The organism is Bradyrhizobium huanghuaihaiense, assembly GCF_007830635.1.
Lineage (GTDB): Bacteria > Pseudomonadota > Alphaproteobacteria > Rhizobiales > Xanthobacteraceae > Bradyrhizobium > Bradyrhizobium huanghuaihaiense.
In genome coordinates this window covers 13,719-36,609 of record NZ_VLLA01000031.1, presented here as the reverse complement: position 1 = coordinate 36,609, position 22,891 = coordinate 13,719, and the positions used below count along the sequence as shown (strand labels likewise).

General features: G+C 65.0%; 20 protein-coding genes. 13 read left to right on the top strand and 7 right to left on the bottom strand.

Annotated features, from left to right (window positions below; genetic code table 11):
- The first annotated feature begins 106 nt into the window (after window positions 1-106).
- The 9 genes from IQ16_RS38100 (at window position 107) to IQ16_RS38060 (ending at window position 8,935) form a co-directional block, all read left to right on the top strand.
- Window positions 107-790 carry a GntR family transcriptional regulator gene (locus tag IQ16_RS38100; RefSeq protein WP_035665836.1) on the top strand — a complete coding sequence of 228 codons (684 nt, stop codon included), beginning with the start codon at window positions 107-109 and terminating at the stop codon, window positions 788-790.
- Between the two features lie 198 nt (window positions 791-988).
- Window positions 989-1,783, top strand: a complete 795-nt coding sequence (locus tag IQ16_RS38095; RefSeq protein WP_018641296.1) for a MetQ/NlpA family ABC transporter substrate-binding protein — start codon at window positions 989-991, stop codon at window positions 1,781-1,783.
- Window positions 1,784-1,909: 126 nt separating this feature from the next.
- A complete protein-coding gene (locus IQ16_RS38090; RefSeq protein WP_018641295.1) occupies window positions 1,910-2,947 on the top strand; it encodes a putative FMN-dependent luciferase-like monooxygenase in 1,038 nt (345 codons plus the stop codon).
- A 34-nt stretch (window positions 2,948-2,981) separates the two neighbouring features.
- Window positions 2,982-3,584: a CMD domain protein gene (locus tag IQ16_RS38085; protein ID WP_018641294.1), complete on the top strand. Its 603-nt coding sequence runs from the start codon at window positions 2,982-2,984 to the stop codon at window positions 3,582-3,584.
- 11 nt (window positions 3,585-3,595) lie between these two features.
- Window positions 3,596-4,171: an alkylhydroperoxidase domain protein gene (locus IQ16_RS38080; protein ID WP_018641293.1), complete on the top strand. Its 576-nt coding sequence runs from the start codon at window positions 3,596-3,598 to the stop codon at window positions 4,169-4,171.
- 58 nt (window positions 4,172-4,229) lie between these two features.
- A complete protein-coding gene (locus IQ16_RS38075) occupies window positions 4,230-5,387 on the top strand; it encodes an ABC transporter substrate-binding protein (RefSeq protein WP_018641292.1) in 1,158 nt (385 codons plus the stop codon).
- 139 nt (window positions 5,388-5,526) lie between these two features.
- Complete coding sequence (locus IQ16_RS38070; protein ID WP_018641291.1) at window positions 5,527-7,350, top strand: ABC transporter permease; 1,824 nt, start codon at window positions 5,527-5,529, stop codon at window positions 7,348-7,350.
- Entirely contained in the window at window positions 7,350-8,198 is an 849-nt protein-coding gene (locus tag IQ16_RS38065; RefSeq protein WP_018641289.1) for an ABC transporter ATP-binding protein, read from the top strand. The genes IQ16_RS38070 and IQ16_RS38065 overlap by 1 nt, the downstream gene beginning before the upstream one ends.
- The gene (locus tag IQ16_RS38060) at window positions 8,195-8,935 is read left to right on the top strand and encodes an ABC transporter ATP-binding protein (RefSeq protein ID WP_018641287.1); all 741 of its coding nucleotides are present in this window, start codon (window positions 8,195-8,197) and stop codon (window positions 8,933-8,935) included. Before IQ16_RS38065 ends, IQ16_RS38060 begins: the two co-directional genes overlap by 4 nt.
- A 4-nt stretch (window positions 8,936-8,939) precedes the next feature.
- Here IQ16_RS38060 and IQ16_RS38055 read toward each other — a convergent pair whose 3' ends face one another.
- Both IQ16_RS38055 and IQ16_RS38050 read right to left on the bottom strand, forming a co-directional pair.
- A complete protein-coding gene (locus IQ16_RS38055) occupies window positions 8,940-10,454 on the bottom strand; it encodes a helicase HerA domain-containing protein (RefSeq protein ID WP_018641285.1) in 1,515 nt (504 codons plus the stop codon).
- 105 nt (window positions 10,455-10,559) lie between these two features.
- Window positions 10,560-11,378 (bottom strand): CxxCxxCC domain-containing protein, encoded by an 819-nt coding sequence (locus IQ16_RS38050; protein WP_018641283.1) that lies wholly within the window; start codon window positions 11,376-11,378, stop codon window positions 10,560-10,562.
- A 156-nt stretch (window positions 11,379-11,534) separates the two neighbouring features.
- Between IQ16_RS38050 and IQ16_RS45355 the strand changes: the two genes are divergently transcribed.
- Together IQ16_RS45355 and IQ16_RS38045 are read left to right on the top strand one after the other, a co-directional pair.
- The gene (locus tag IQ16_RS45355; RefSeq protein WP_018641282.1) at window positions 11,535-11,708 is read left to right on the top strand and encodes a hypothetical protein; all 174 of its coding nucleotides are present in this window, start codon (window positions 11,535-11,537) and stop codon (window positions 11,706-11,708) included.
- A gap of 188 nt (window positions 11,709-11,896) precedes the next feature.
- Window positions 11,897-12,481 carry a LysE family translocator gene (locus tag IQ16_RS38045; RefSeq protein ID WP_026311735.1) on the top strand — a complete coding sequence of 195 codons (585 nt, stop codon included), beginning with the start codon at window positions 11,897-11,899 and terminating at the stop codon, window positions 12,479-12,481.
- Between the two features lie 36 nt (window positions 12,482-12,517).
- On the opposite strand, the gene IQ16_RS38040 is transcribed toward IQ16_RS38045, so the two are convergent.
- On the bottom strand, window positions 12,518-13,582 hold the full coding sequence (locus tag IQ16_RS38040) for a ketopantoate reductase family protein (protein WP_018641278.1): 1,065 nt from the start codon (window positions 13,580-13,582) through the stop codon (window positions 12,518-12,520).
- A gap of 891 nt (window positions 13,583-14,473) precedes the next feature.
- Here IQ16_RS38040 and IQ16_RS38030 point away from each other — a divergent pair.
- Window positions 14,474-15,556 (top strand): alpha/beta hydrolase family protein, encoded by a 1,083-nt coding sequence (locus IQ16_RS38030; protein ID WP_018641275.1) that lies wholly within the window; start codon window positions 14,474-14,476, stop codon window positions 15,554-15,556.
- A gap of 135 nt (window positions 15,557-15,691) precedes the next feature.
- Here IQ16_RS38030 and IQ16_RS38025 read toward each other — a convergent pair whose 3' ends face one another.
- Window positions 15,692-16,171, bottom strand: a complete 480-nt coding sequence (locus IQ16_RS38025) for a MarR family winged helix-turn-helix transcriptional regulator (protein WP_018641274.1) — start codon at window positions 16,169-16,171, stop codon at window positions 15,692-15,694.
- 518 nt (window positions 16,172-16,689) lie between these two features.
- On the opposite strand from IQ16_RS38025, the gene IQ16_RS38020 reads away from it, so the two are divergent.
- A complete protein-coding gene (locus IQ16_RS38020) occupies window positions 16,690-18,264 on the top strand; it encodes a porin (RefSeq protein WP_018641273.1) in 1,575 nt (524 codons plus the stop codon).
- Window positions 18,265-19,163: 899 nt separating this feature from the next.
- Here IQ16_RS38020 and IQ16_RS38010 read toward each other — a convergent pair.
- From IQ16_RS38010 to flgF, 3 genes are all read right to left on the bottom strand, one after another.
- A complete protein-coding gene (locus IQ16_RS38010; protein ID WP_018641272.1) occupies window positions 19,164-19,811 on the bottom strand; it encodes a MarR family winged helix-turn-helix transcriptional regulator in 648 nt (215 codons plus the stop codon).
- Window positions 19,812-20,786: 975 nt separating this feature from the next.
- Entirely contained in the window at window positions 20,787-22,112 is a 1,326-nt protein-coding gene (fliI, locus tag IQ16_RS38005) for a flagellar protein export ATPase FliI (RefSeq protein WP_018641271.1), read from the bottom strand.
- A 48-nt stretch (window positions 22,113-22,160) separates the two neighbouring features.
- Window positions 22,161-22,889 carry a flagellar basal-body rod protein FlgF gene (gene flgF, locus IQ16_RS38000; protein ID WP_018641270.1) on the bottom strand — a complete coding sequence of 243 codons (729 nt, stop codon included), beginning with the start codon at window positions 22,887-22,889 and terminating at the stop codon, window positions 22,161-22,163.
- Window positions 22,890-22,891 lie beyond the last annotated feature (2 nt).

The following is a 22,891-nucleotide window of genomic DNA, read 5'->3' as shown; positions in this document are numbered from 1 at the left end:
TAGATTGCATTTTTTATTTCTAATCTTGCATACAATTCATATATGAACTGCATGCTGTATGTTTTGTCAAGCTTGTGGTATGGAATTGGCCTATAAGGTGCATACAATGAGCCAGGCCTTCAGACTGAAGCAGTCGATCGAAGACGCTGTGATTGCAGGGGAATTCCTGCCGGGCGACCGCCTGGACGAGGCCTCGCTCGCGGAGCGATTCGGGGTGTCGCGCACCCCCATCCGGGAGGCGCTACTTCAGCTCGGCGCCGAAGGCTTCATCGATGTCCGCCCGCGCCGGGGCGCGATCGTCAGCGTCCCGTCACCGACCCGGCTGTTCGAGATGTTCGAGACCATGGCCGAGATCGAAAGCGCGTGCGGGCGGCTGGCCGCGCGTCGGCTGACGCCGGACAATGACGCGGCGATGGAGACGGCTCACCGTGCCTGCGAGATCGCCGCGCGCGAGGGCGACAGCGAGCAGTACTACGCGGACAACCGCAATTTTCACGAAGCGATCTATCGCGCAAGCCGCAACAGCTTCCTGGCCGATCAGGCCTTCGCCCTGCACAAGCGCCTGAGCGCCTATCGCCGCATCCAGCTTCGGGCGCGCAATCGTCTGCTGCAATCGCTCCAGGAGCATGCCGGGATTCTCGAAGCGATCCGCGCCGGCGACGAGCAACTTGCCGCGACGCGGCTTCACGACCACGTTCTCGTGCAGGGCGAGCGCTTCTCGGACATGGTGCTCGGCCTTGCCGGCGATCGACGATCGGACGCCTCCAGCAGAAGCGGAACGGCGAAATAGCGTCGGGCTGACGATGTCGTCGGCTCGTCCGTCTCACCGCCGGCTGACAGCGCGAGACGTTGTCGTCGCCGCGAAATCGTTTCCTGTTTCGTGCCGAATGGAGAAAGGCTGCCCACGCAGGCCGCCAATTTGGATTTCCATTTCATTGATTTCGCCTCGCGGAGAAGCGAATACGGTTCCAATGATTGTCGTTGAGTGATGGAGACCAAGATGTCGTTTCGCCTTCCCCTGATCCTCTCGGCCGTGCTCGCCGCATGGTCCGCCGCAGCCGCGGCCGAGACCATCAAGATCGGCGTGACGCCGGGACCACATGCGCAGATCCTCGAGGCGGTCAAGCCGATCGCGGCGAAGCAGGGCCTCGACATCCAGCTGCTCGAGTTCTCCGATTACGTGGTGCCGAACGCCGCGCTCGATGCCGGCGAGATCCAGGCCAATTCGTTCCAGAACCAGCCTTACCTCGACAACCAGAAGGCCGACCGCGGCTACAAGATCGAGGCCGTCGGCCTCACCGTGAACTTCCCGATCGGTGTCTATTCGAAGAAGCACAAGGCCTTCGCCGACATCCCCGAGGGCGGCAAGGTGTCGATCCCGAACGATCCGACCAATGGTGGACGCGTGCTGCTGCTGCTGCGCGACAAGGGCGTGATCAAGCTGAAGGATGGCACCGCCTTCAAGCCGACCGTGCTCGACATCACCGAGAATCCCAAGAAGCTGAAGTTCATCGAGGTCGATGCGGCGCAGGCCCCGCGCGCGCTCGACGACGTCGACGCAGCCGCGATCAACACCAACTATGCAACTCAGGCGGGCCTCGATCCGGTCAAGGATCCGATCCTGCGCGAGGATCCGAAGGGGCCCTATGTCAACCTGATCGCCGTGCGCACCGCCGACAAGGACAAGCCCTGGGTCAAGATCCTCGTGGACAGCTATCACACGCCCGAGGTGAAGGAGTTCGTCCTGACCAAGTTCAAGGGCGCGGTGCTGCCGAGCTGGTAGGCAGTCTGCCCAGCCAGAGTCCAGCGCAGGAGGGATGATCCGGCGGGCAGCCTTGCGCAATGCCCGCTTGTCTGGAGCTGCGGCAACCGACATCATCGGGGCCCATCCTCGCCCGACAGGGATCGTATGAAACGCTTTGCAAACCTGAAACGCCTGGGCTTCTTCACGCGGCTGCTCGACGAGGCGCCGGCGGCGGACCGCTACCGCTTTGCGGCCGAGCAGATCGTGCGCGCCGAGAAGGCCGGGCTCGATTCCGCGTGGATCGCGCAGCATCACTTTCACGAGCGCGAGGGCGGCCTGCCGTCGCCCTTCACCTTCCTCGGCTATGTCGCAGCCCAAACCTCGCGCATCCGCCTCGGCACCGGCATCGTGACGCTGCCGCTGGAGAGTGCAGTGAGGGTTGCGGAGGACGCCGCGGTGCTCGATCTGCTCTGCAACGGCCGCTTCGAGCTCGGCGTCGGCACCGGCGGCAATCCGTCGGCCTTTGCCGCCTTCGGCCTCGACGGCGCCCAGCGCAACGAGATCTTTGCACGCAATCTGGACATCGTCCGCAAGGCACTGACCGGCAAGCAGCTCGACGGCGGCGACACGCTCTATCCGCAGCGGCCGCAACTGGACAAGCGCATCTGGCAGGCGACATTCTCCGTCGCCGGCGGCGCGCGGGCGGGCAAGGCCGGCGATGGCCTCCTGCTGTCGCGCACCCAGCCGCGATCCAAGGACGCGCCGAACGCGACGCTCGCCGAGATCCAGAACCCGATCATCGACGCCTATCTCGAAGCGCTGCCGCCGGGCTGCGAGCCGCGCATCATGGCCTCGCGCAGCGTCTTCGTTGCCGACGACCATCGCGAGGCGATGCGGCTTGCCGATATCGGACTGCGCCGCGCGCTGCCGCAATTCATGAAGGGCGGTCACCTTCCGCCGGGCGAGACGCTGGAGGAGATGATCGAGGCGTTCGACACCCATGTCGGCGCCGCCGACGAGGTGATCGCCTCGCTCCGCACCGATGCCACGCTGGAGCGGGTGACCGATCTCGTCTTCCAGGTGCATTCGGTCGATGCGCCGCACCCCTATGTCCTGCGCTCGATCGAGCTGGTCGCCGACAAGGTCGCGCCCGCGCTGGGCTGGACCCGGACGGCGGCCAAAGACGTTGCTCTGGCAGGCTAGCCGGGATGAATGTGATCGCGCTGCACGAGGCTGAATGATGGCACCGAAGGATATCATCGACACGCTTGCCGGCATCGAGCCCGGCTCCACCCTGGATGCCATCCGCGCGCGCCGCCTGCAGGCGCGCGAGAATGCGCAGAAGAGCTATCTCTCGCTGTTCGAGCCGGTCGACCCCGGCGATTTCTCGCTTGCCGAACGCGCCGCGGTCGCGGCCTTCGTGACAGGGCTGCATGGCGAGTCCCCCGTCGCCGCCTTCTATCGCGACAAGCTTGGAGCGAATGCGGATGGGGCGGCGCTGGTCGAGCCGATCCAGATCGAGATTGAGCGCGGAAAAACCACGGGTCCCTATGGCGCCTTTCCGGCCGGACCGCTGTCGGCCGAGAACAAGGCTGGCTTGATCTACCGCGTGAGTGCCGAGCGCAAACCGCAGCTCGGCAACCGGCTGGTTGCGGCGCTTGAACATGCGCATCTGCTGGTCTTCCGCCCGCGCGATGCCGCATCCGCCGACATGAAGGCGCTGCTGGCTGCCGGCTGGTCGACCACCGGCATCGTCACGTTCTCCCAGCTCGTTGCGTTCCTGTCGTTTCAGGTCCGCGTCGTCAGCGGCTTGCGCACGCTCGCAGCGGCAAGCGCGTAGGAGGTTGCATCATGAGCACCATCAATCCGCCTGTCGTGTTCACCCAGGACGAGCTCGGCTGGGTGTCGTGGATCGACCCGCTGCCCGAGGCCGAGCTGACCGAGCGGCATTTCGCCGGCCTCGTCGATCGTGCCCGCGCCAAGTCGGAATATTTTCGTCTCTTGGTGCGCGATCCCGAAGTGCTGGAGGCCCGTACCAAGACCGACAAGGACATCTTCTATAACGTTGCCGACGGCCTGCCGCGTGCCGAGCGCGAGCTCGCAGCCGCTGCGACCTCGCGCTACAACGGCTGCATCTATTGCGCCTCCGTGCATGCGCGTTTCGCCAGCACCTATTCCAAGCGCCGCGATGACGTGCAGCGCCTGCTCGATGAAGGCGTCGGGGCCGATCTCGGCGAGCGCTGGAATGCCGTGGTCAAGGCCTCCGTGGCACTGGCCGAGACGCCGATCGCATTCGGTCCCGACAATATCGCGGAGCTGCGTCGCGCCGGTCTCGACGATGCCGAGATCGTCGACGTCATCAACGGTGCCTCGTTCTTCAACTGGGCGAACCGGCTGATGCTGTCGCTCGGCGAGCCCTCGAAATAGGCAATCTCACCGGCACGAGAATTGCTGCCTGTAACAACTAAAGTGGATGGAGCCGTGCATGAGCAACATCGATCGTCGTACGCTGGTCAAGGGCTCGCTCGCCGCCATGATGGCGGGTACTACCTTCTCGCGCGCCGCCCTCGCGCAATCCTCCGAGCCGATCCTGCTCGGCGTCAGCGGCCCCCTGACGGGACCGAATGCGCAATATGGCACGCAGTGGAAGCAGGGCTTTGACCTCGCGCTCGACGAGATCACGGCTGCCGGCGGCATCAACGGCCGCAAGCTCGCCTACCAGTTCGAGGACAGCCAGAGCGATCCGCGCCAGTCGGTGGCGATCGCCCAAAAGTTCGTTTCCAATCCCGCCATCGTGCTGGAACTCGGCGATTTTTCCAGCCCCGCGTCGATGGCGGCTTCGCCGATCTACCAGCGCGCCGGCCTCGTGCAGTTCGGCTTCACCAATTCGCATCCTGATTTCACCAAGGGCGGCGACTTCATGTGGAGCACGTCGGTCAGCCAGGCCGACGAACAGCCGCTGCTGGCGTCCTACGCGGTGAGGCGCCTCGGCCTGAAGAAGCTTGCTGTGCTGCACCTCAATACCGATTGGGGCCGCACCAGCCGCGACTACTTTGTCAACGCCGCCAAGGAGTATGGCGCGGAGATTGCGGTCACCGAAGGCTACATCGCTGAGGAGCGCGACTTCCGCTCCACCTTGGTGCGTGTGCGTGACGCCAATCCGGACGGACTGATCCTGATCTCCTATTATTCCGACGGCGCGCTGATCGCGCGCCAGGCGCGACAGGTCGGGCTGAAGCAGGTGATCTGCGCGGCCAGCTCGGTTTATTCGCCGAAGTTTCTGGAGCTCGGCGGCGAGGCGGTCGAGGACGTCCACGTCGGCACGCGCTACTTTCCGGAAGACCCGCGGCCGGAAGTGCAGAAGTTCATTTCCGGCTTCAAGAAGAAGTACAACGGGCTGGAGCCTGACGCCTTCAACGCCTACGCCTACGACGCGATGAACATGGCGGCTGCGGTGGTGAGGATCGGCGGCACCGATCGCAAGGCGATCCGCGACGCCTTCACCAAGGTCAAGGACGTCCCGAGCGTCATCTTCGGCACGGCGACGTTCGACGTCGCGACCCGCCGCGTCAAGGGCGCCATGAACGCCGAGCTCGTCGTGCGCAAGGGCCAGTTCGCGCTCTGGGACGGCAAGCCGACCTGACCTGATGGCCGGACCAAAGCATGATCCGGAAAAGTGCGAAGCGGTTTTCCGGAGAGATCATGCGTAAAAACAAACTAAAGCGCGATGGTCTCATCGCGCTTTCGGGCTCCGGCCATTTCTTCTTGATTGGGACCTCAGCGTGTCTTCCTGGCTCGACTACACGATCAACGGGCTGATCGTCGGCAATGTCTACGCCCTCGTGGCGGTCGGGCTCGCGCTGATCTTCGGCGTCAGCCGGCTGATCAACTTCGCGCAAGGCTCGATCTATCTGGTCGGCGCCTATATCGGCTGGGTCGCGGTGGTGCAGCTGCACACGCCGCTGCCGCTCACCATCATCGTGGTCGCGGCGGCCGCGGCGGTGGTCGGCCTGATCATCGAGCGGTTCGGCCTGCGGCCGCTGCAGAACTCGGTGCGCATCGCGCCGCTGCTGGCGACGATCGGCATCAGCTTCGTGCTCGACCAGCTCGTCATGCTGACCTTCTCGCCCAATCCGCGCGCGCTGCCGAGCCAGTTGCCGGACGTGCGCTTTCAGGTCGGCGGCGGCACCATCGGTCCGCTCGATCTCTTGATCGCCGGCGTCGGCCTCACCAGTGCGCTGTTGCTGTTCGTATTCCTGCGCTATAGCAAGCTCGGCTGGGCGGTGCGTGCCGCTTCGCAGGACCGCGACGCCGCGATGCAGATGGGCGTCGACGTCAACCGCGTCAATCAGGCGGTGTTCGGCATTGCCGCCGCGCTCGGCGGCGTCTCCGGCATGCTGGTCGGCATGTACTACAACCAGATCGACACCGCGATGAGCCTGCAGGCGACGCTGAAGGGCGTCGTCGCCGAAGTCGTCGGCGGCGCCGGCAACGTGCCTGGCGCGGTGATTGGCAGTCTCTTGCTGGGACTGGTCGAAAGCTACGGCGTTGCTGTGTTCGGCACCAGCTACCGCAACCTGTTCGCGTTCCTGCTGCTGGTCGTCGTGCTTGTGCTGCGGCCCAACGGCCTGTTCGCCAGCGCGCGGCAGGCCCCGCCCGAGCCGCTCACCGGCACCTTCATCGCGCCGAGTCGCCCCGTGCGCATCCCGCGCTGGGCGTTGCTGGCCGCGGCCGCGATCTTTGCGGTCCTGCCGTTCTTCCCGGTGTCCTTCTACGTGCTCCAGACCCTGATCAACGCCTGGCTGCTCGGCATGCTCGCGCTCAGCCTGACGCTGGTTGCGGGCACGATGGGCCAGGTCTCGCTCGGACATGCCGCGCTGCTCGCGATCGGCGCCTATACGTCGGCGCTGCTGTCGCTGACGCTCTCCGTCCCTGTCGGCCTTGCCGTGATCGGCGGCGGCCTGATGAGCGCCGCGCTCGGCACGCTGCTGATCTCGCCGTCCTTCCGCCTGCGCGGGCATTATGTTTCGATCGCCACCCTCGCCATCGGCGAGATTGTGTCGCTGGTGATCCTGAACTGGGAGAGCGTCACGCGCGGTCCGATCGGCATCTCCGGCATCCCGCCGCTGTCGCTGTTCGGCTACGACCTGATCAGCCCATCCTCGATCTACTGGTTCAGCTTTGCGGTGATGGTCGTGCTGGCGCTGCTGCAAGGACGCCTGCTCGGCTCGCATCTCGGCCGTAGCTTCCGTGCCATCCGCGACGACGACATTGCCGCGCGCGCCTATGGCCTCAGCCTGAACCGCTACAAGTCGCTGGCCTTCATCTTCGGCGGCTTCGCCGCCGGCGTCAGCGGCGGCATCGCCGCGCATCTCTACTCCTACATCAACCACGAGACCTTCAACACGCAGCAGTCCATCCTGGCGCTGACGGTCGTCATCCTCGGCGGCCTCGGCAATGTGGTCGGTGCGATCGTCGGGGCAGTGGCGCTGGTGGGCCTGCCCGAGGTCTTCCGGATCGCGGCGGAGTACCGCATCCTGATCTACGGCATCGTGCTCTTGCTGCTTGTGCGGTTCAGGCCGCAGGGCCTGTTGGGGACGATCTGATGGCGGAGCAGCACAATTCCATGCTGTCCCTGCGCGGCTTGACGCGCCGTTTCGGCGGCCTCACCGCCGTCGACGCCATCGATCTCGACCTCGCCAGGGGCGAGCTCATCAGCATCATCGGCCCCAACGGCGCCGGCAAGACGACGCTGTTCAATCTCGTGACCGGGCTCGACCGGCCGGATGCAGGTTCTGTGAGCTTCGAAGGCCAGGACATCACCGGCCTGTCGCCGGAACGGCTCGCGGCCCAAGGCATCGCGCGCACCTTCCAGCTCGGCCGCGTCTTCGGCAATCTCAGCGTCATGGACAATGTCCTGATCGGTGCCCACACGCGGCTGCGCGCGGTGAAGCCGGCGGTGCCGGTGATCGGCCCGCTGCTCGAACTGGGCCTGGCGCTGCTGCGCCCCGCCAGCGTCAAGGCCGAAGAGGAGCGACTGCGCGAGGAGGTGAAGGCCATCCTCGCCCGCTTCGGCGAACGGCTGCTGCCGCGCATCGACCAGCCTGCCTACAGCCTGTCCTACGCCAACCGCCGCCGCGTCGAGATCGCGCGTGCGCTCGCGCTGAAGCCGCGCCTCTTGCTGCTCGACGAGCCGACCGCCGGCATGAACCCGACCGAGACTGCGGAGATGCAGGCCCTCGTCGCCGAGCTGAAGGCGGAGGGACTGACCATCCTCCTGATCGAGCACAAGCTGGAGATGGTGATGCGCCTGTCCGACCGTGTCATCGTCATGGACGAGGGCAAGAAGATCGCGGAAGGGCCGGGCGAAGAGGTACGAACCGATCCAAAGGTGATCGAGGCCTATCTCGGCCACGGGCTATCAGGGACGGCGGAGCAGGAGAGCGCGGCATGACGGCGAACGTCCCCGAACCGCTGCTGGCGCTATCTGGCGTCAACACCTTCTACGGCCAGGCCCAGGTGCATTTCGACCTCTCGATCACGGTCGCCCGTGGCCACATCGTCTGCCTGCTCGGCGGCAATGCCAGCGGCAAGTCGACGACGATGAAGATCATTTTGGGGCTCGTGAAGCCGCGCTCAGGCGAGGTGACGTTTGACGGCGCCTCGCTGATCGGCCTTTCCACGCCGCAGATCGTCCGCCGCGGCATCGCCTCGGTGCCGGAGGCGCGGCGGCTGTTCGCCGACATGAGCGTCCGTGAGAACATCCTGATGGGCGCCTTCGTGCGCAACGACCGCGATGCGGTGGCGCAGGATCTCGACAGGATGCTGACGCTGTTCCCAAAACTCGGCCAGCGGCTGTCGCAGCGCGCAGGCTCCTTGTCCGGCGGCGAGCAACAGATGGTGGCGATGGCGCGCGCGCTGATGAGCCGGCCCAGGATGATCGTGATGGACGAGCCGACCATGGGCCTGTCGCCGCTCTATGTCGATCGCGTGCTGGAGCTGATCCGCACCATCAACCAGGAGGGCGTGTCGGTGTTCATGGTTGAGCAGAACGCCAGCCTCGCGCTTGAGATCGCGCATGAAGCCTATGTGCTGCAGACCGGCAAGATCGTGCTGTCGGGCCCGGCGCGGGCGCTGAAGGACGATCCGCGGGTGCGCGACGCCTATCTCGGCGGCTCCGAGGCCGCCTAACGTTTCAAGCGGAAGCTGCGCTCTGCGCCGGCTCCGCCGGCAGATCGTCGCCATTGGGATCGCCGGGCGCGGTCGCCCAGGCCAATTCCACCAGCGTCACGATCCTGCGTCCGCCGCCGTCGAGCTGGACGACGATGAGACCCTGCTCCTCCATGTAGCCGAGCAGGCGCTGCGCGCGGCGCAGCGAGTGCGAGCCATAGGCCCGCGCGATCGCGGCATCGCCGGGGCAGGGCCAGCCTTCCTTCGCCGCGCGCGCGATCATCATGAACACGCCCTGCATGTCGTCGGGCAGGATCGAGGCGCGCAGCGACACGTCCTGCCAGGCGTCGTCTTCAGTGAGATCGGTACCGACGCCGGCGCGCGCATGCGTCAGCATGCGGCGGAATTCGTTGAGATCGGGCACGGCCGCCCCTAAGCCCTCGATGCGGCAACGGACCACGAATTCCTGATAGAGCACGCCGATGGCGCGGAAGCCGGCGTCGGGCTCGGCGAGCACGGCCCGCAGCGTGCGATCGACGCGCTCGCGCCGCTCGGCGAGTTCTTCGGCGCTGACGGGCACCTCGATGGGCTCCGCGCGTGCTTCCGGCACGGCAGCCGCCTTCGCAGCGCGGAGCTGCTCGAGCAGATCCGGCGCCGGACGGCGCTGCGGCCGGCTGGCATCGGGCGGCGGTGCGGCCAGGATCACGGCGCGCATATCTTCCGTCGTCGCCTCCGGCAGCGGCATCAGCCGCGGCGTGGAATTGCGCGGCTGGGTGTCGGTCGCGCCGATGTTCAGGCGCAGCGGACGGCGCGACAGCGCAGGTCCCAGCGCCATGAACTGGCCGCGTTCGAGATCGCGAAAGGCCTCCGCCTGTCGCCGCTCCATGCCGAGCAGATCGGCGGCGCGCGCCATGTCGATGTCGAGGAAGGTCCGGCCCATCAGGAAGTTCGAGGCTTCCGCCGCGACGTTCTTGGCGAGCTTGGCGAGGCGCTGGGTCGCAATGATGCCGGCAAGGCCGCGTTTGCGGCCGCGGCACATCAAATTGGTCATGGCACCGAGCGAGAGCTTTCGCGCCTCGTCCGAGACTTCGCCCGCGACGGCCGGCGCGAACAGCTGCGCCTCGTCCACCACCACCAGCATCGGGTACCAATGATCGCGGTCGACGTCGAACATCCCGCCGAGAAAGGCCGCGGCGCGCCGCATCTGGTTCTCGGCATCCAGCCCTTCGAGATTGAGCACGGTGGAGACGCGATGCAGCCGCGCGCGCTCGCCCGCAACCTGGAGGCCGCGCTCGGTGTGGTCCTCGGCGTCGATCACGAGATGGCCGAAGCGTTCGGCCAGCGTGACGAAATCGCCTTCGGGATCGATGATGGCCTGCTGCACCCAGGGCGCGCTCTGCTCCAGCAGCCGCCGCAGCAGATGCGACTTGCCGGAGCCCGAATTGCCCTGCACCAGGAGGCGGGTCGCCAGCAGTTCCTCGAGGTCCATGGCCGCCGCGGCGCCTGCCGTGGTCTGCCCCATCTCGATCGCAACCGTCATGTCCCCGACTCAAGTCCCCATCATCCGCGGACAGGGGCTTATCAATCCCGCCGCTGCGCGTCGAGCGCTGCAGCGCGAATCAGGCCGCGTTGCCCACGGCGGCGTTCAGGCGTGATTCGAGAGCCGCAGAAGTGCGGGCCGGTAGGGCGCCTGCGGGTCGTCGTCCTCGTTCTCTGGAATCGCGCACGAGCCGAATTCCTGCCTGATCCGCTCGATCTCGGCGATGCGCGCGTGCAGCCGTTGCAAATGTTCAGGCGACCGCGCCCGCCAGAACCGGAATGTGTCGGCCGTGAGCGGCAGGAACGCCGTTCCGAACAATGTCGGCTCGGGAACGACGGTGCGTCCGAGCAGCAGGAACCGCTCGGCGCCGGAGACGACGAGGGTCGCATAACCGCGATTTCCGATCCGCCTGATCCCGTTCAGCGACCATTCGGCGAGCTTGCTGAAATACGGCTCCTCGCGCCAGCGGTCGGGACAATCGTCATCGACGGTGACGTTGACGGCGTCCTGGCTGAAATGCACCACGATGCCCGACTTAGCCGGGAACCAGTCGTCGTCGAGATGGCCCTGCAGCCAGGCGCAGACGAAGGACCGACACATCTGCGGGCGGCGCTCGTAGATCGTGCATCCGGTGCCGGCCTGCCAATGCCGGCACAGCTGGTTCACCGGCTTGTCGACACCGGCCACTTCGAGGATGTCACAGCAGGCGTTGCACGATCCGCATTGCCGCGCGGGCGTTGCGGTCTTCGGCAGGCCGGTCGCACGAAAGCCCTGGCCGTCGCGGACCAGCAACTTCTGCTTCTCCAACGCGGTCAACGCACGTTCGATCTTGAGACGGGAGAGCCCGGTGGCGTCGATCAGGCCCTTCATCGTCGTCGCGCCCGCTTCCACCGCGCGGACGACGCTCAGCATCGCCTGGTCCATCGTCTGTTCTTGTTGTTGTCGTGCGATCCCGGCCGCCGGCATCGCAGGACGGTGTCGGGAGAGGCGGCGGGTTGCCGGTTGTGAAAGTAATGGCTTACTCCAAAAGCTATCTTTCTCCTTTTTGCCAAACAAACAAGCCGGGCCCGACACGCACGCATGCTGCACTTGCGCAAATGCGGGATCAGGCAGGCGGTCACGATCGCCTGCGATGTCGGTTGCAAACGCGAAACGCTGGCGGCCCGGCTCAATTCGCCTTCAAACGCTGCCATTTCGGCGCCGCGCAGCGCAAGCGGTGAAGGCGCGACACGCATTGTCGTCACGCAGTCGTGATATCGCGGTGCGTACGCTCGCGCCGCGCGAGGCGACACATTTGCGTGATGAGGAGCGGCGGACCGGGACATCGCGCCGCGTTGCTGCTGCATCACACTGGGAACAGTCTGTCGTGGCACGACAGGGACACCCCATCATCGCATGACCCAGATCAAGGCCGGTCCGCGGGTTGCCTGCTAGCCGAGGACATGAACTTCCTGACCTTCTTCACGGCGACCTGTTTTCTTCTCGCCATGCCGGGACCGACCAACACCTTGCTCGCGACATCGGGGGCAGGGATCGGCATCTCGCGCTCGCTCCATCTGCTCGCGGCGGAGCTGTGCGGCTATCTCGCGGCGATAGTGCTGCTCCGGCTGGCGCTTGGGCCCGTCGTGAGCGGCATCCCGCTCGCGGCTGTCGTGCTCCGCGTGGCGGTGACCGTCTACATCCTTGGCCTTGCCGTCATGCTCTGGCGCGTCAACGCGCGCGAGCTGCGCCGTGGCGCGGTGGTGACGTTCCGCCAGGTGCTGCTTACGACGCTCTTGAATCCGAAGGCGATGGTGTTCGCCTTCCTGCTGCTGCCGCTTCAAGCCGGGCTGATCGAGCTGCTGCCCCGGCTCGGTATGATCGCGTCTCTGATCGTCACGGCCGGCGCTGCGTGGGTGACGCTGGGTGCAACGCTCGGCCATGGTGCCCGTCGTCGCGGGCGGCCCGACCTGATCACGCGCACCGGCGCGGTCACGCTCGTCGCCGTGACCGGCCTGATCTGGCTTCAATCCTTCCTGAGCGCGTGAATGCCGGCGACGTCGGCAAGTGCGGACGCCGGTCCGCTACTGTGCGCCGGATCCGCCCTGCACGATCTTCTCGTTCAGCTTCAGGTCGACGGTCTCCACCGTGCGGTCGATCTCGGCATTGGGCACGCCGAGCTGATGCGAGATCAGCTTCACCAGGAGGTCGACGCGCTCGATGAAGGGCGCGCCGCTCGCGACCGCGCGCGCGGCCGATGACGGCTTGAGCAGGCTTTCGGCGGCCTTGGCGTATTTCGCGAACGGCACCTGGTCCTGCGGATCGGCGCCGAGGCGGCGGGCGAGGGCATCGACATGGTCGTAGATCGTCTGCGAGCGTGCGAGGTCGCCATGCACGGCGTCGCGGATCGATTGCGGCTCGTTCGGGGTGATGCAGCGGTAATTGCCGGTGAGCAGCATCGACCATTTCGCCAGCGGCACGAACAGGGAATCGAACACCTTCAGCTTCACCGGCACGTCATGGCCGTCGAGCGTCACCGCGTCGATGTCGGCTTCGAGCTCGCGCAACAGCTTGTTGTGCTTCTCGTCCGCGAAGACCGATGCCTTGAAATTGGTGGGCAGGCCGACATGAAGCACGTTCGCGGCTTCCTCCGGCGGGCGGAAGGCCTGCGGGTCGGGCGAGCACAGCGTCACCAGCCCCGGCTCGAACCGCTCCCACACCTGCGCGTTGGTGTAGGCCTCCTCGAGGTCCATGTCGGCAAGCGCCGGAATCCGCTTCAGGTAGGGCAGTGGCGGCATGTTCATGATCGACAGGCACGGCAGCTTCGCCGCGGCGATCTTGACCATGAGGACGCGCACCGTGTGGTTGGTGTATTGCGGCTCCTGCATCGCCAGGCCAACCAGATCGTAACGGGAGAGATCGACGTTGGCCGGCGTCACGGCATCGAGCTTGCCGGGCAGGTTGCGCGAGAAGATTGCCCGGTGCACGGCCTCGTCGCGCAACTTGATGCGCACCTCGGTACCGTCGCGATTGATGAGCTCTGCAGTCTTGGCGCGGCAGACCAGGGTCACATTGTACCCTGCCATCAGCAGCTTCGTGCCCAGCAGGGAGCCGTAGGAAGCCCCGAGAATCAGAATGTTACGCGCCATGTTTCGTCCCTTGGAGATGTCATGTGATTTTTGCGCCCGGCCATCGTCCGAGGGGCGTTTGCCGGGCATGTAAAGCGAAGTGGCCGGCAATGGCAACTGGGATAATGCATACAAGGCGCCGGACGGCAGGGCGGGCAAGCCCCGGTCCCGCCGTGGCCACCGAAGCGCGGACGAATCGGCCCGGCGACGGCTGCAGATTCGCTCGTTGCTTGAAACAAGTTTATTCCCGGACGTTCGGAATGTTTGTATGCGAATGAGCGCGCTCAGGGAGCCGACTCGTCGATTTCCGGCACGTCGACAGTCAGAATTCCGGGCGAAGACGATCGTCAGCGACGAAGCGGCAATCGGCCGCATCCGTCGTCGCTGCCGTGATTGGCGGCGCGCCGCATGTACCCATAAGAAGTTCATGAAACGCCGATACGGGTCATGCCTCTTCTGTCATCAAACGACATCCAAATTTTAGTCGTTAGCCGCAACAAAAAACTGCAAACGGAAGGCTGCAAAAATGGCAAAGTGGCGCGGGGCCATAACTGTAGATCAGCAACGGAGCTGAGACGTGACGATTGAGTTGGAGTCGGCGTGCAACTTGTGTTGAGACCGACTGATGGGGGCGGCACACCGTGTGGCCCAGTGCCCGCGCGAAGCGAAGACGAACTGAACATCGGATGGGATTTCGCTTCACCTAAGGCTCGATCCCGCGCGGGGGGTGCTCTGCCCCTGCGCGGAATGGCAGCGAAACACATCGACGAGGCCGACAGCATCAGCAGACGCAAGCGTGATGCACGCGACCAGGTACGCCTGGGATCGCATCGAGCAGGCGTGCACGGCGTTGCGCTGACGGCGCAGCCGGCAAGTCTGGCCAATCGCTGACGGCGCCGTTCGGGGAAAGAAATGGAAGGTCATTATTGGCCTCACGGCGCCAGCGATGGCGCCGGCGGAGGCCTGGTACGCTTGCGAAAGCGCGCGTCCGAATTCTTCGAAAGTCTGTCTGTCGCGGAGCTCGCGCGTGAGGCGCACAGGCATCTGTGGGTTTCAGACTGGTTGAGGCTCGCGGAAGACTATCGGAGCTCCGCCGAATCCGCGCGCGCAGATGGTGCCGGCCGGATCGCGCGCGAAGCATGGATGTGCGCGCTCATGGCGTTCGAAGTCGCGCGAAGCCTGTCGTCTCCGGGAGATCTGGCGAGCGCCGACTTCGCGGACAAGGTCAGTCTCAGCCTGAGAAGCTTCGCGGACGATGCGGTTCACGCGATCGAGCGCGTCGAGATTGACGGCTTCGATCAGGGCGCGTTGACCGGTTACTTCCTGCCGGCGCTCCGTCACGGGCCTTCCGCGCCCGCGGTCATCTGCGTCGCCGACGAGGACATCACCCTGGCCTCGATGGTGAGCAGGCTGTTGCCCGCCGCGCTGCGCCGGAACATGTCGCTTCTGCTCATCGATCCCGGCAATTCGCCTGTTCGTCGCCCGCTCAAACAGGAGCATATCCTCCAATGCTGGCTGGACTATCTGGAGGCTCGCCCGGATGTCGACGCGCAGCGGATCGCGATCTACGGCGAAGGGGCGGGCGCCAGTCATGCCTCCCGCCTCGTCCTCTCGGATCGCAGGATAGCCGCCGCCGTGTGCGACGGCGGCCTTTTGCGGCTGGTCACGCAGCGTGCATCGGTTCATTGGATGACAGGCGTTGAGCAGGTTGCCGCGGGCGAAGTCCCGATGCGTCCGCTGCCGTCGTCGCGCCGGATGGCCTGCCCGCTTCTCATGGTGGTCGGCAGCCGCTCGATGATGCGCGAGCAGGAGGCGCTCGAGCTGCAAGCCGGCTATCGTCAGGCCGGAGCGGACTGCTCGGTCGTCGTGCCGAACCGCATCCCGTATCCTCTGGGCGAGGTCGAGAACTTCGTCACGGTGGATGACTTCATTTTCGAGTGGCTCGACGCCAAACTTGGAGCGGCTCGTCGCCTCGACCCCGTCACCTATCTCTAGCGCGTGAGCGGCATGACTGAACCGCGGTCTTCTCGCGGCGAACGCGGCACAGTCATATGGGGACAACGGCCTGATGCGCGCCGAGGATTCCTTCCCATGCCGTCGCGCCTTGGCTGCGTCGGGAAGAGCCGCGGATCACGACACGTCGATGGCCAGCAGCCGTGCAGCGAGCCGGGCATTCTTGGCGATGGTCGCGAGCGCGGCATTCAGATCGGCGAGGGTCTTCTCGTCGAGCTCGTTGAACATGGTCGAATTCAGGGCGAGCTTCCGCTTGGACAGTTTTTCGATGTCCGTTGTCGCCTTTTCCGTCAGCGACATCAGAACGAAGCGGGCGTCGTCGGCCGCCGGCCGTCGCAACAGGAAGCCGCCCTTCTCGAGACTCTTGGTCTGGTTGGTTACGAAGGCGGGGTGGATCCGCAGCTTGTTCGCAATGTCGATTCCGGCGACGCCTCGTCCCTCGTCCAGCTCGGTGATGGCCATCAGGATCAGCCATTGCGGCTCGGTGATGCCCAGCAGTCCGGCCCAGCTGCTGTGGATGTCCTCCAGCTGCGAGTGGATTTCAACGATATTCCAGATGAAGTCCGTGATCGCCCGGTCAAGCTTCTTCTCGATCATGTGGCTTCCCCCCGTTGGCCTCGATCATTTTTCTTTTTGTCTTGATCGATCTTGTACCGGGATATTGGCAAGCCGTCTCGCCTATCGTTGCGTGGAACACTTCATTTGGGAATCGTGCCGGCACTTAATACTTGCAGAAAACAATTAATTGAGTTACGTCTCTTTCACTCAGAATTTGCTGCTCTTGACCACTGTCAACGGACGGCGATGTGAGACCTCCAAGAAAGCCCTCGGGATGCCCCCTGAGGGCTTTTTCTTTTATTTCAGTTGCTTGTACCGCGCCCCGCGTCTCCTGTTGCTTGCAGGCAACAGCCTTTTCCGAACTTGCGCTTCATCAAATCAATGAATTGAGGCCATTGTTTTTATAAACTATATGTGAATCCACGACGGAGGGGGGGCACCTCGCTGTCGTTTCAGTCCGGACCTTCAGTGCGGACCTGAATTGAACGGAAATTGAGAGGGTCAAGCGGCCTCCACCGAGGAGCCGAGCCCCCTGAACCGACCTGGAGGTTTATCTAATGAAGTTGACGAAGACGCTCTTTCTCGGCTCGGCAGCCGGCCTGATGGCCGTCTCCGGTGCGTTCGCAGCCGATCTCCCCGTGAAGGCCAAGGCGGTCGAATACGTGAAGGTCTGCTCGCTGTACGGCGCCGGCTTCTACTACATCCCGGGCACCGACACCTGCATCAAGCTCGGTGGTTACCTGCGCGCTGACGCCGTGCTGGGCTCCAACTCGGACTTCAACCCGAACCAGAGCGGTACTGCCGGTGCGCGCAACCGCCTGATGAACTACTACACCTTCCGCGCTCGTGAAGACCTGAACATCGACACGCGTACGGCCACCGAATACGGCGTGGTCCGTACCTTCTTCGACGGCGTGTTCACCTGGACGACCGGCAACTATACGCCCACCGGTTCGGCGACGGGTGCGACCCAGTACAGCGGTACGCTCGGTCTGAACGCTGCTGGCACCGGCCTCGTCGGCTCGGGCAGCGGCAACGTCAACGGCACCGACGGCAACACCTCGGCCGGTGCGCTCGGCGTGTACTACGCCTTCATCCAGTTCGCTGGCTTCACGATGGGTAAGGCCGTGTCCCAGTTCGACGCGCCCTGGACCAACTATCCCGGCAACATCACCGACAACCTCGTCGGCGGCAGCGGCACCGTGACCGGCGTCACCCAGTTCACCTACACGGCCGATTTCGGCCAGGGCGTGACGGCGTCGTTCTCGGCTGAAGATGCGACCGCGTACTATCAGGCCGGCAACCTCAACATGACCGGCGCGACCGCCTCTGGCATCCTCGGCGGCTCGTACGGCACCAACGCAATCGGCGGCTCGCGTTCGCCGAACCTCGTGGGTCAGGTGCGTGTCGACCAGGCCTGGGGCCTGTTCCAGGCGTCGGTGGCTGCGCATGACAACCACGTGGGCTATTACGGCGCGACCGAAACCACCGGTCACCCCGACGACAAGTGGGGCTGGGCGGTTCAGCTCGCTCTGTCGATCAAGAACATCCCGACCGGCGCGGGTGACACGATCAACATCCAGGGCGTCTACACCGACGGTGCGACCCGCTACAACTTCCAGAACCTGTCGGGCAGCAGCTACGCGCTGTTCGGTAGCTCGAGCACGGCCTACGGCAGCGTCGGCTTCGCCAACGCTCCTGACACCGTCTTCGTGACCGGCAGCTCGCAGGAAACCGTCAAGACCTGGGGCTTCCGCGGCGCCTACACCCACAACTGGGATCCCTACTGGAACTCGGCGCTCTACGGTGCCTATGCTCAGGCCCAGTTCGGCACGCTGGCCAAGACCTCGATCTGCGGCGCCGGTGGTGCTGGCGGCACGTTCGGCAGCCTGGCTGGTGTCACCTCGTGTAACCCGGACTTCGCGATCGGCCAGCTCGGTATCGTCACCCGCTGGACCCCGGTCAAGAACCTGACCTTCTCGGCCGACCTCTCCTGGACGCACCTCGACCAGAAGTATTCTGGCGTGGTTGCCATCGCGCCGTCCAGCACGACCGCCAAGCCGGCCGCGACCTACGAGCTGAAGGATCAGGACTCGATCGCGATGATCCTCCGCGCTCAGCGCAACTGGTAAGATCTGTCGAAAGATCTGAATGAGCACCCGGCGGGAAACCGCCGGGTGTTTTTTGTTGTGCAGATGCGACCGGGAGCGCCGAAGTCCCGTAGCCCGGGTGAGCGCAGCGATACCCGGGAATTCTCGCGAAGGTCCGGATGTCGCTGCGCTCATCCGGGCTACGGGACGCTGGTTGACCCGACGGGCAAAACACCCACCCGGCTGTCAATCCGCCCGCGCAAAAATATTCCGCTTTACCGAAATTCGGAAATATCGTATTTGTCGCCCATCCCGGCTCATCCTTGAGGGGCGATCATGTGGTCGTCATTTTCGCGAGTCGGGCTTGCGGTGGACGCGGCAGCGTCGGGCGTGAGAGGCGTGGGCAGGGCGGATTGCTCTCCGTGAGCCCAAGGCTTCGCGCGGACGGACGGCGCTGACAGGTTCGTCTCGTCTGTAAGTTTGCGGCTCCGTCGACGGAGTTGCGAAAACTGCGGCGAAATGGCGGGCCGTGCGTACGGCAAAACCGTGTGGTCCCGGCCGTCGTTGCTACGGTCAAGCTCTTGCGGATGCGGCGTCGCGTCAACCGGCGCGGTGCTGGTGAATTCCGTGAGCGTGAGGGAGGCCAGAAGGAATTCGGCTCCCGGGAGAGCGCGGCATAAGCCGTCCGACCATCGCGCAGGGAAGGCCGAGTGATTGGCTACACCTGTATGCTGCTGTGCGGTTTCTCTGCGTGTCCCATTCGCGCAGCGGACCGCGGGTGCCAGCCGGCACCCGGCCTTTCCTGCGCCCTCTTGGACAAGAGGACGGAGCGACGACGCAAAGCTCGGGCGAAATCAGCCGCGAGGATGCGAAGGCGTGTCTGCAATTGGAAATGCGAGCGGAAAGAGCGACGCTGCTGCCTCCCGGAAATTGCGCGCGCCTCAGCCCTGGCTTGCCACGCGCGCGCGATCGAGATGCTCCTCGATCTTGGGGCGGTCGCGGGTGCGCTCGAAGCTGGTGCAGAGCAGCTCGGTCTCCTCGAGCGAAACAGGGGCGCGATACAACCGGCACATGAACTCGGCGGTTGTACGTCCCTTTGCCGCGGCTGGTCCGAGGCCTGGGCTGCGTTCGGCGAGAAACATGCAGTCCCGGCAGATGCTGGCGTCGAGTCGCTGATGAGCGGCGTCGAGATGATTGAGGATCTCCCGCAGCGAGTCGCGCAAGCGGATGCACTCGTCGGTCCCGAGCGCCGTGACCGCATTCACCACGTGGTTGATCGGATCGTGCTGGCTCAGGCACTTCTCGCCCTGCGCGGTGACATGGAGCACCACGGAGCGCTTGTCCTCATGCGAGGGCTTGCGCACCAGGAAGGACTTGCTCTCCAGCGTCTTCACGATCTGCGATGCCGTCGCCCTGGTGGCGCCGATGAAGCCGGCGAGCGCGGACGGTGTGCGCGAAAACCTGTTGGCGCGGCCGAGAAACCGCAGCGCCATCCATTCCCGATCGCGCAATCCATGCTGATTGCCTTCGAAATACCAAGCCCGCGCCGCCTGGACCAGCAGCTCGACGGCTTCTCTTGCCAATGGCATGGATTCCTACCTCGCCCCCGGAACTTCGTCTGCGGCGTCCCGAAGCCGCCTTGCGCCCTGGCTCGCGAATCCTTCGAGGAACGTCAGACCTCTGGAGGCGTCCGATGAGCACGTGGTGCCCGGCCTCCGCTCGATGGCAGAGACTGCAATGCGCCCGATACGGACCAGTGAGCGAGGTGCAGTCCGGAGCGCGAGGCTACGTTGCCGATGGCATGCCAATCGCGTCGTCGCACGGGAGCCCGGGTTGCCGTCACCAGCGGATGATGGATCGGAGTTGTTCAACCGAAGCCCCTGAAGTTCAGTCACACGCACACGTTTCTTATCTTCCGCCGAAACGATGAATGAGCTTCTCAACAAAATCAAGTAGAGACGCTCTCGGAGACTGGATGTCGTCGCAGGCGAATGTAACGTTCAAGACAATCTCGCTCTCAGGAACACATGATGGTGAACGCAATACGCTGTCCCGCGCGCAACATGCGCGCAACTATACGACGGTTTGATTGCACAGCATGTTGATGTCTGCCGTTGATGCAGGTTGATCGAAGCTTGTGCATGACAAAGGCGATCTGTGTTGATGAATCATCCACAACTTGTGCGATCTGCGGGAGAATTACCCGAGGGAACCCGAAGGAATTGCACGCGGCAGTTGTTGTGGGCGCGATTCGGAGAATCGACGATTCGCTTCGCCTGCCCTTGCGGCCGCCCATGCTCCTCCAAACGGTTGAAGCGCTCATGAGAGGAAGGGCGGCAGCATGGGGTGTGCATGCGTCGACAGCGTGGCGGCATGCGTGAACGGCTGTCGGGATCGTGAGCAAGGCAAAATCGCGGGCGCCGCGCGCCCCGTCCCGGCCTGCTAAGGCATGGTCCGGCCCCGGAGGGCGGCGTTAGCGCAAGATACGAAGCGGTTGTCCGGAAAGATCATGCGTAAACAACAACCTAGAGCGCGATGACGATTCATCCGAATCTCATCGCGCGTCAGTCGCCCTTGAGCATGTCCCGGAGTTCGCGGAACGGGTCGGCGCTCGGCGGCGCGGAGGCGTCCTGCCGCATCGCGCTGTAGATTCGCGGAACCATGTCGACCGCCTGGTCGAGGCCCGAATCGCGTCCGGGCTGGTATCCGCCCATCAGGCGCAGGTCGCGGGTGTCCTCGTATTTGGCGATCATGGTGCGCAGCTTGCTCACCAATTCGCGTTCCTCGGGGTCCCAGACGTTGTGGGCGAGGCGGGAGACCGAGGCGAGGACGTCCACGGCCGGATAGCGGGCCTGATCGGCGATGTGCCTGGAGAGCACGATGTGCCCGTCGAGCGTGCTGCGGATGGTGTCGGCGATCGGCTCGTTGTGGTCGTCGCCGTCGACCAGCACGGAGAAGATGCCGGTGATCGTGCCGGATCCCTCCTCGCCGGGGCCGGCGCGCTCCAGGAGGCGCGGCAGGTCGGTGAAGACCGTCGGTGCGTAGCCGCGCGCCACTGCGGGCTCGCCGGCGGCGAGCGCGACCTCGCGCGCCGCGTGGGCGAAGCGGGTGATCGAATCGACCATGAGCAGGACCGATTCGCCGCGGTCGCGGAAATATTCGGCAACCGCCATGGCCGTTTTCGGCGCCAGCCGCCGCATCATCGGGCTTTCGTCCCCCGTCGACACGATGGTGACGGCGCGGCTGCGGTTATTGCCGAGCACGTCCTCGATGAATTCGCGCACCTCGCGGCCGCGCTCGCCGACGAGGGCCAGCACGACGGTGTCAAAACCCTGGCTGCGGGCGAGCATCGCGAGCAGCGTCGATTTGCCGACGCCGGAGCCGGCGAAGATGCCGACGCGCTGGCCGGCGCAGATCGGGGAAAACAGGTCGATGACGCGCACGCCGGTGCGCAGCGGCTTGTGGACGCGCGCGCGCTTCATGGCCGACGGCGCCTCGGCCTCCGCCGAGACGGCACGCGATCCCGGCGTGAGCGGACCCTGTCCGTCCAAGGGGGCGCCGAGCGCATTGATGACGCGGCCCTTCCAGCTCGGATCGGGCGCGAAGGACAGCGGCGGCATCCGATAGGCGACCGAGCCGAGGCCGCCACCGAACTGCCGGTCGAACGGCTTGGCGATGATGCCGTCGCTGTCGATCCGGACCACTTCGCCGATCTGGGGCTTGCCGCCGGAATTGACGCCGATCAGCTCACCCAGCCTGACGAAGCGCGACAGGCCGGAGACACGGAAATGCGTCGGTGCGATCTCGGAGATCGCGCCGCTGACGCTGGCCAGGGGAGTGCTCTGCTGAAGCTCCAGCAGCGCCCACTCGAGTTGCCGAAGAGCGTTCAAGGAAACCGTCCACCCTCATTGCGCACGCGGCGCAGTCTACTTGCAAGTCTATTTGCCCGGCTCGCCCAGCGTCCGGATTGCGTTCTGCAGCGAGCTCTCGGTACCCTCGATCATCGAATTGGTGCCGTCGAAGGCGCGCGAGGCGGCCATCAGCTTGGTCAATTCCATCATCGGATTGGCGCCGGACCCCTCGACATAGCCCTGCTTGAAGCCGTCGCGGGAGAAATCGGCGATCGCGGTCGCAGGCCGGTCGGGCGTGACGCCGGAATTGCCGTAGCGCTCGAGATTGGCGTCGGCGGGAATGTTGAACAGGCCGATGGTGCCGATCTCGTTGTTGTCCTGGGTGATCGCGCCGCTGCGCGAGATCGAGACCGGTCCGCCGTTCGGGTCGAGCGTGATCTGCGCGCCGCCGGCATCGACGACGGGGAAGCCGGACACCGTCTGAAGGTCGCCGTTGGCGGCGATCTGGAGGCGGCCGTCACGCGTATAGACCGTGCCGTTCGGACCGGCGAAGGCGAGCCAGCCCTGTCCCACCACGGCGACGTCGAGCGGATTGCCGCTCTCGGTGATGTTGCCTTGCTCGCGCGAGATGATGTTGTCGCCGGGCGAGGAGAAGGCGACCGGGTTCGCGCCGGCCTTGGACAGCACGGTCTCGAACTTCACCACGTCGGTGCGGAATGCCGCCGTGTTGACGTTGGCGACGTTGTTGGCGATCGTCTGGAGGCGCTTTTCGAGGGCGACCTGCGCCGACAATCCCACATAGAGAGCGGATTGCATGA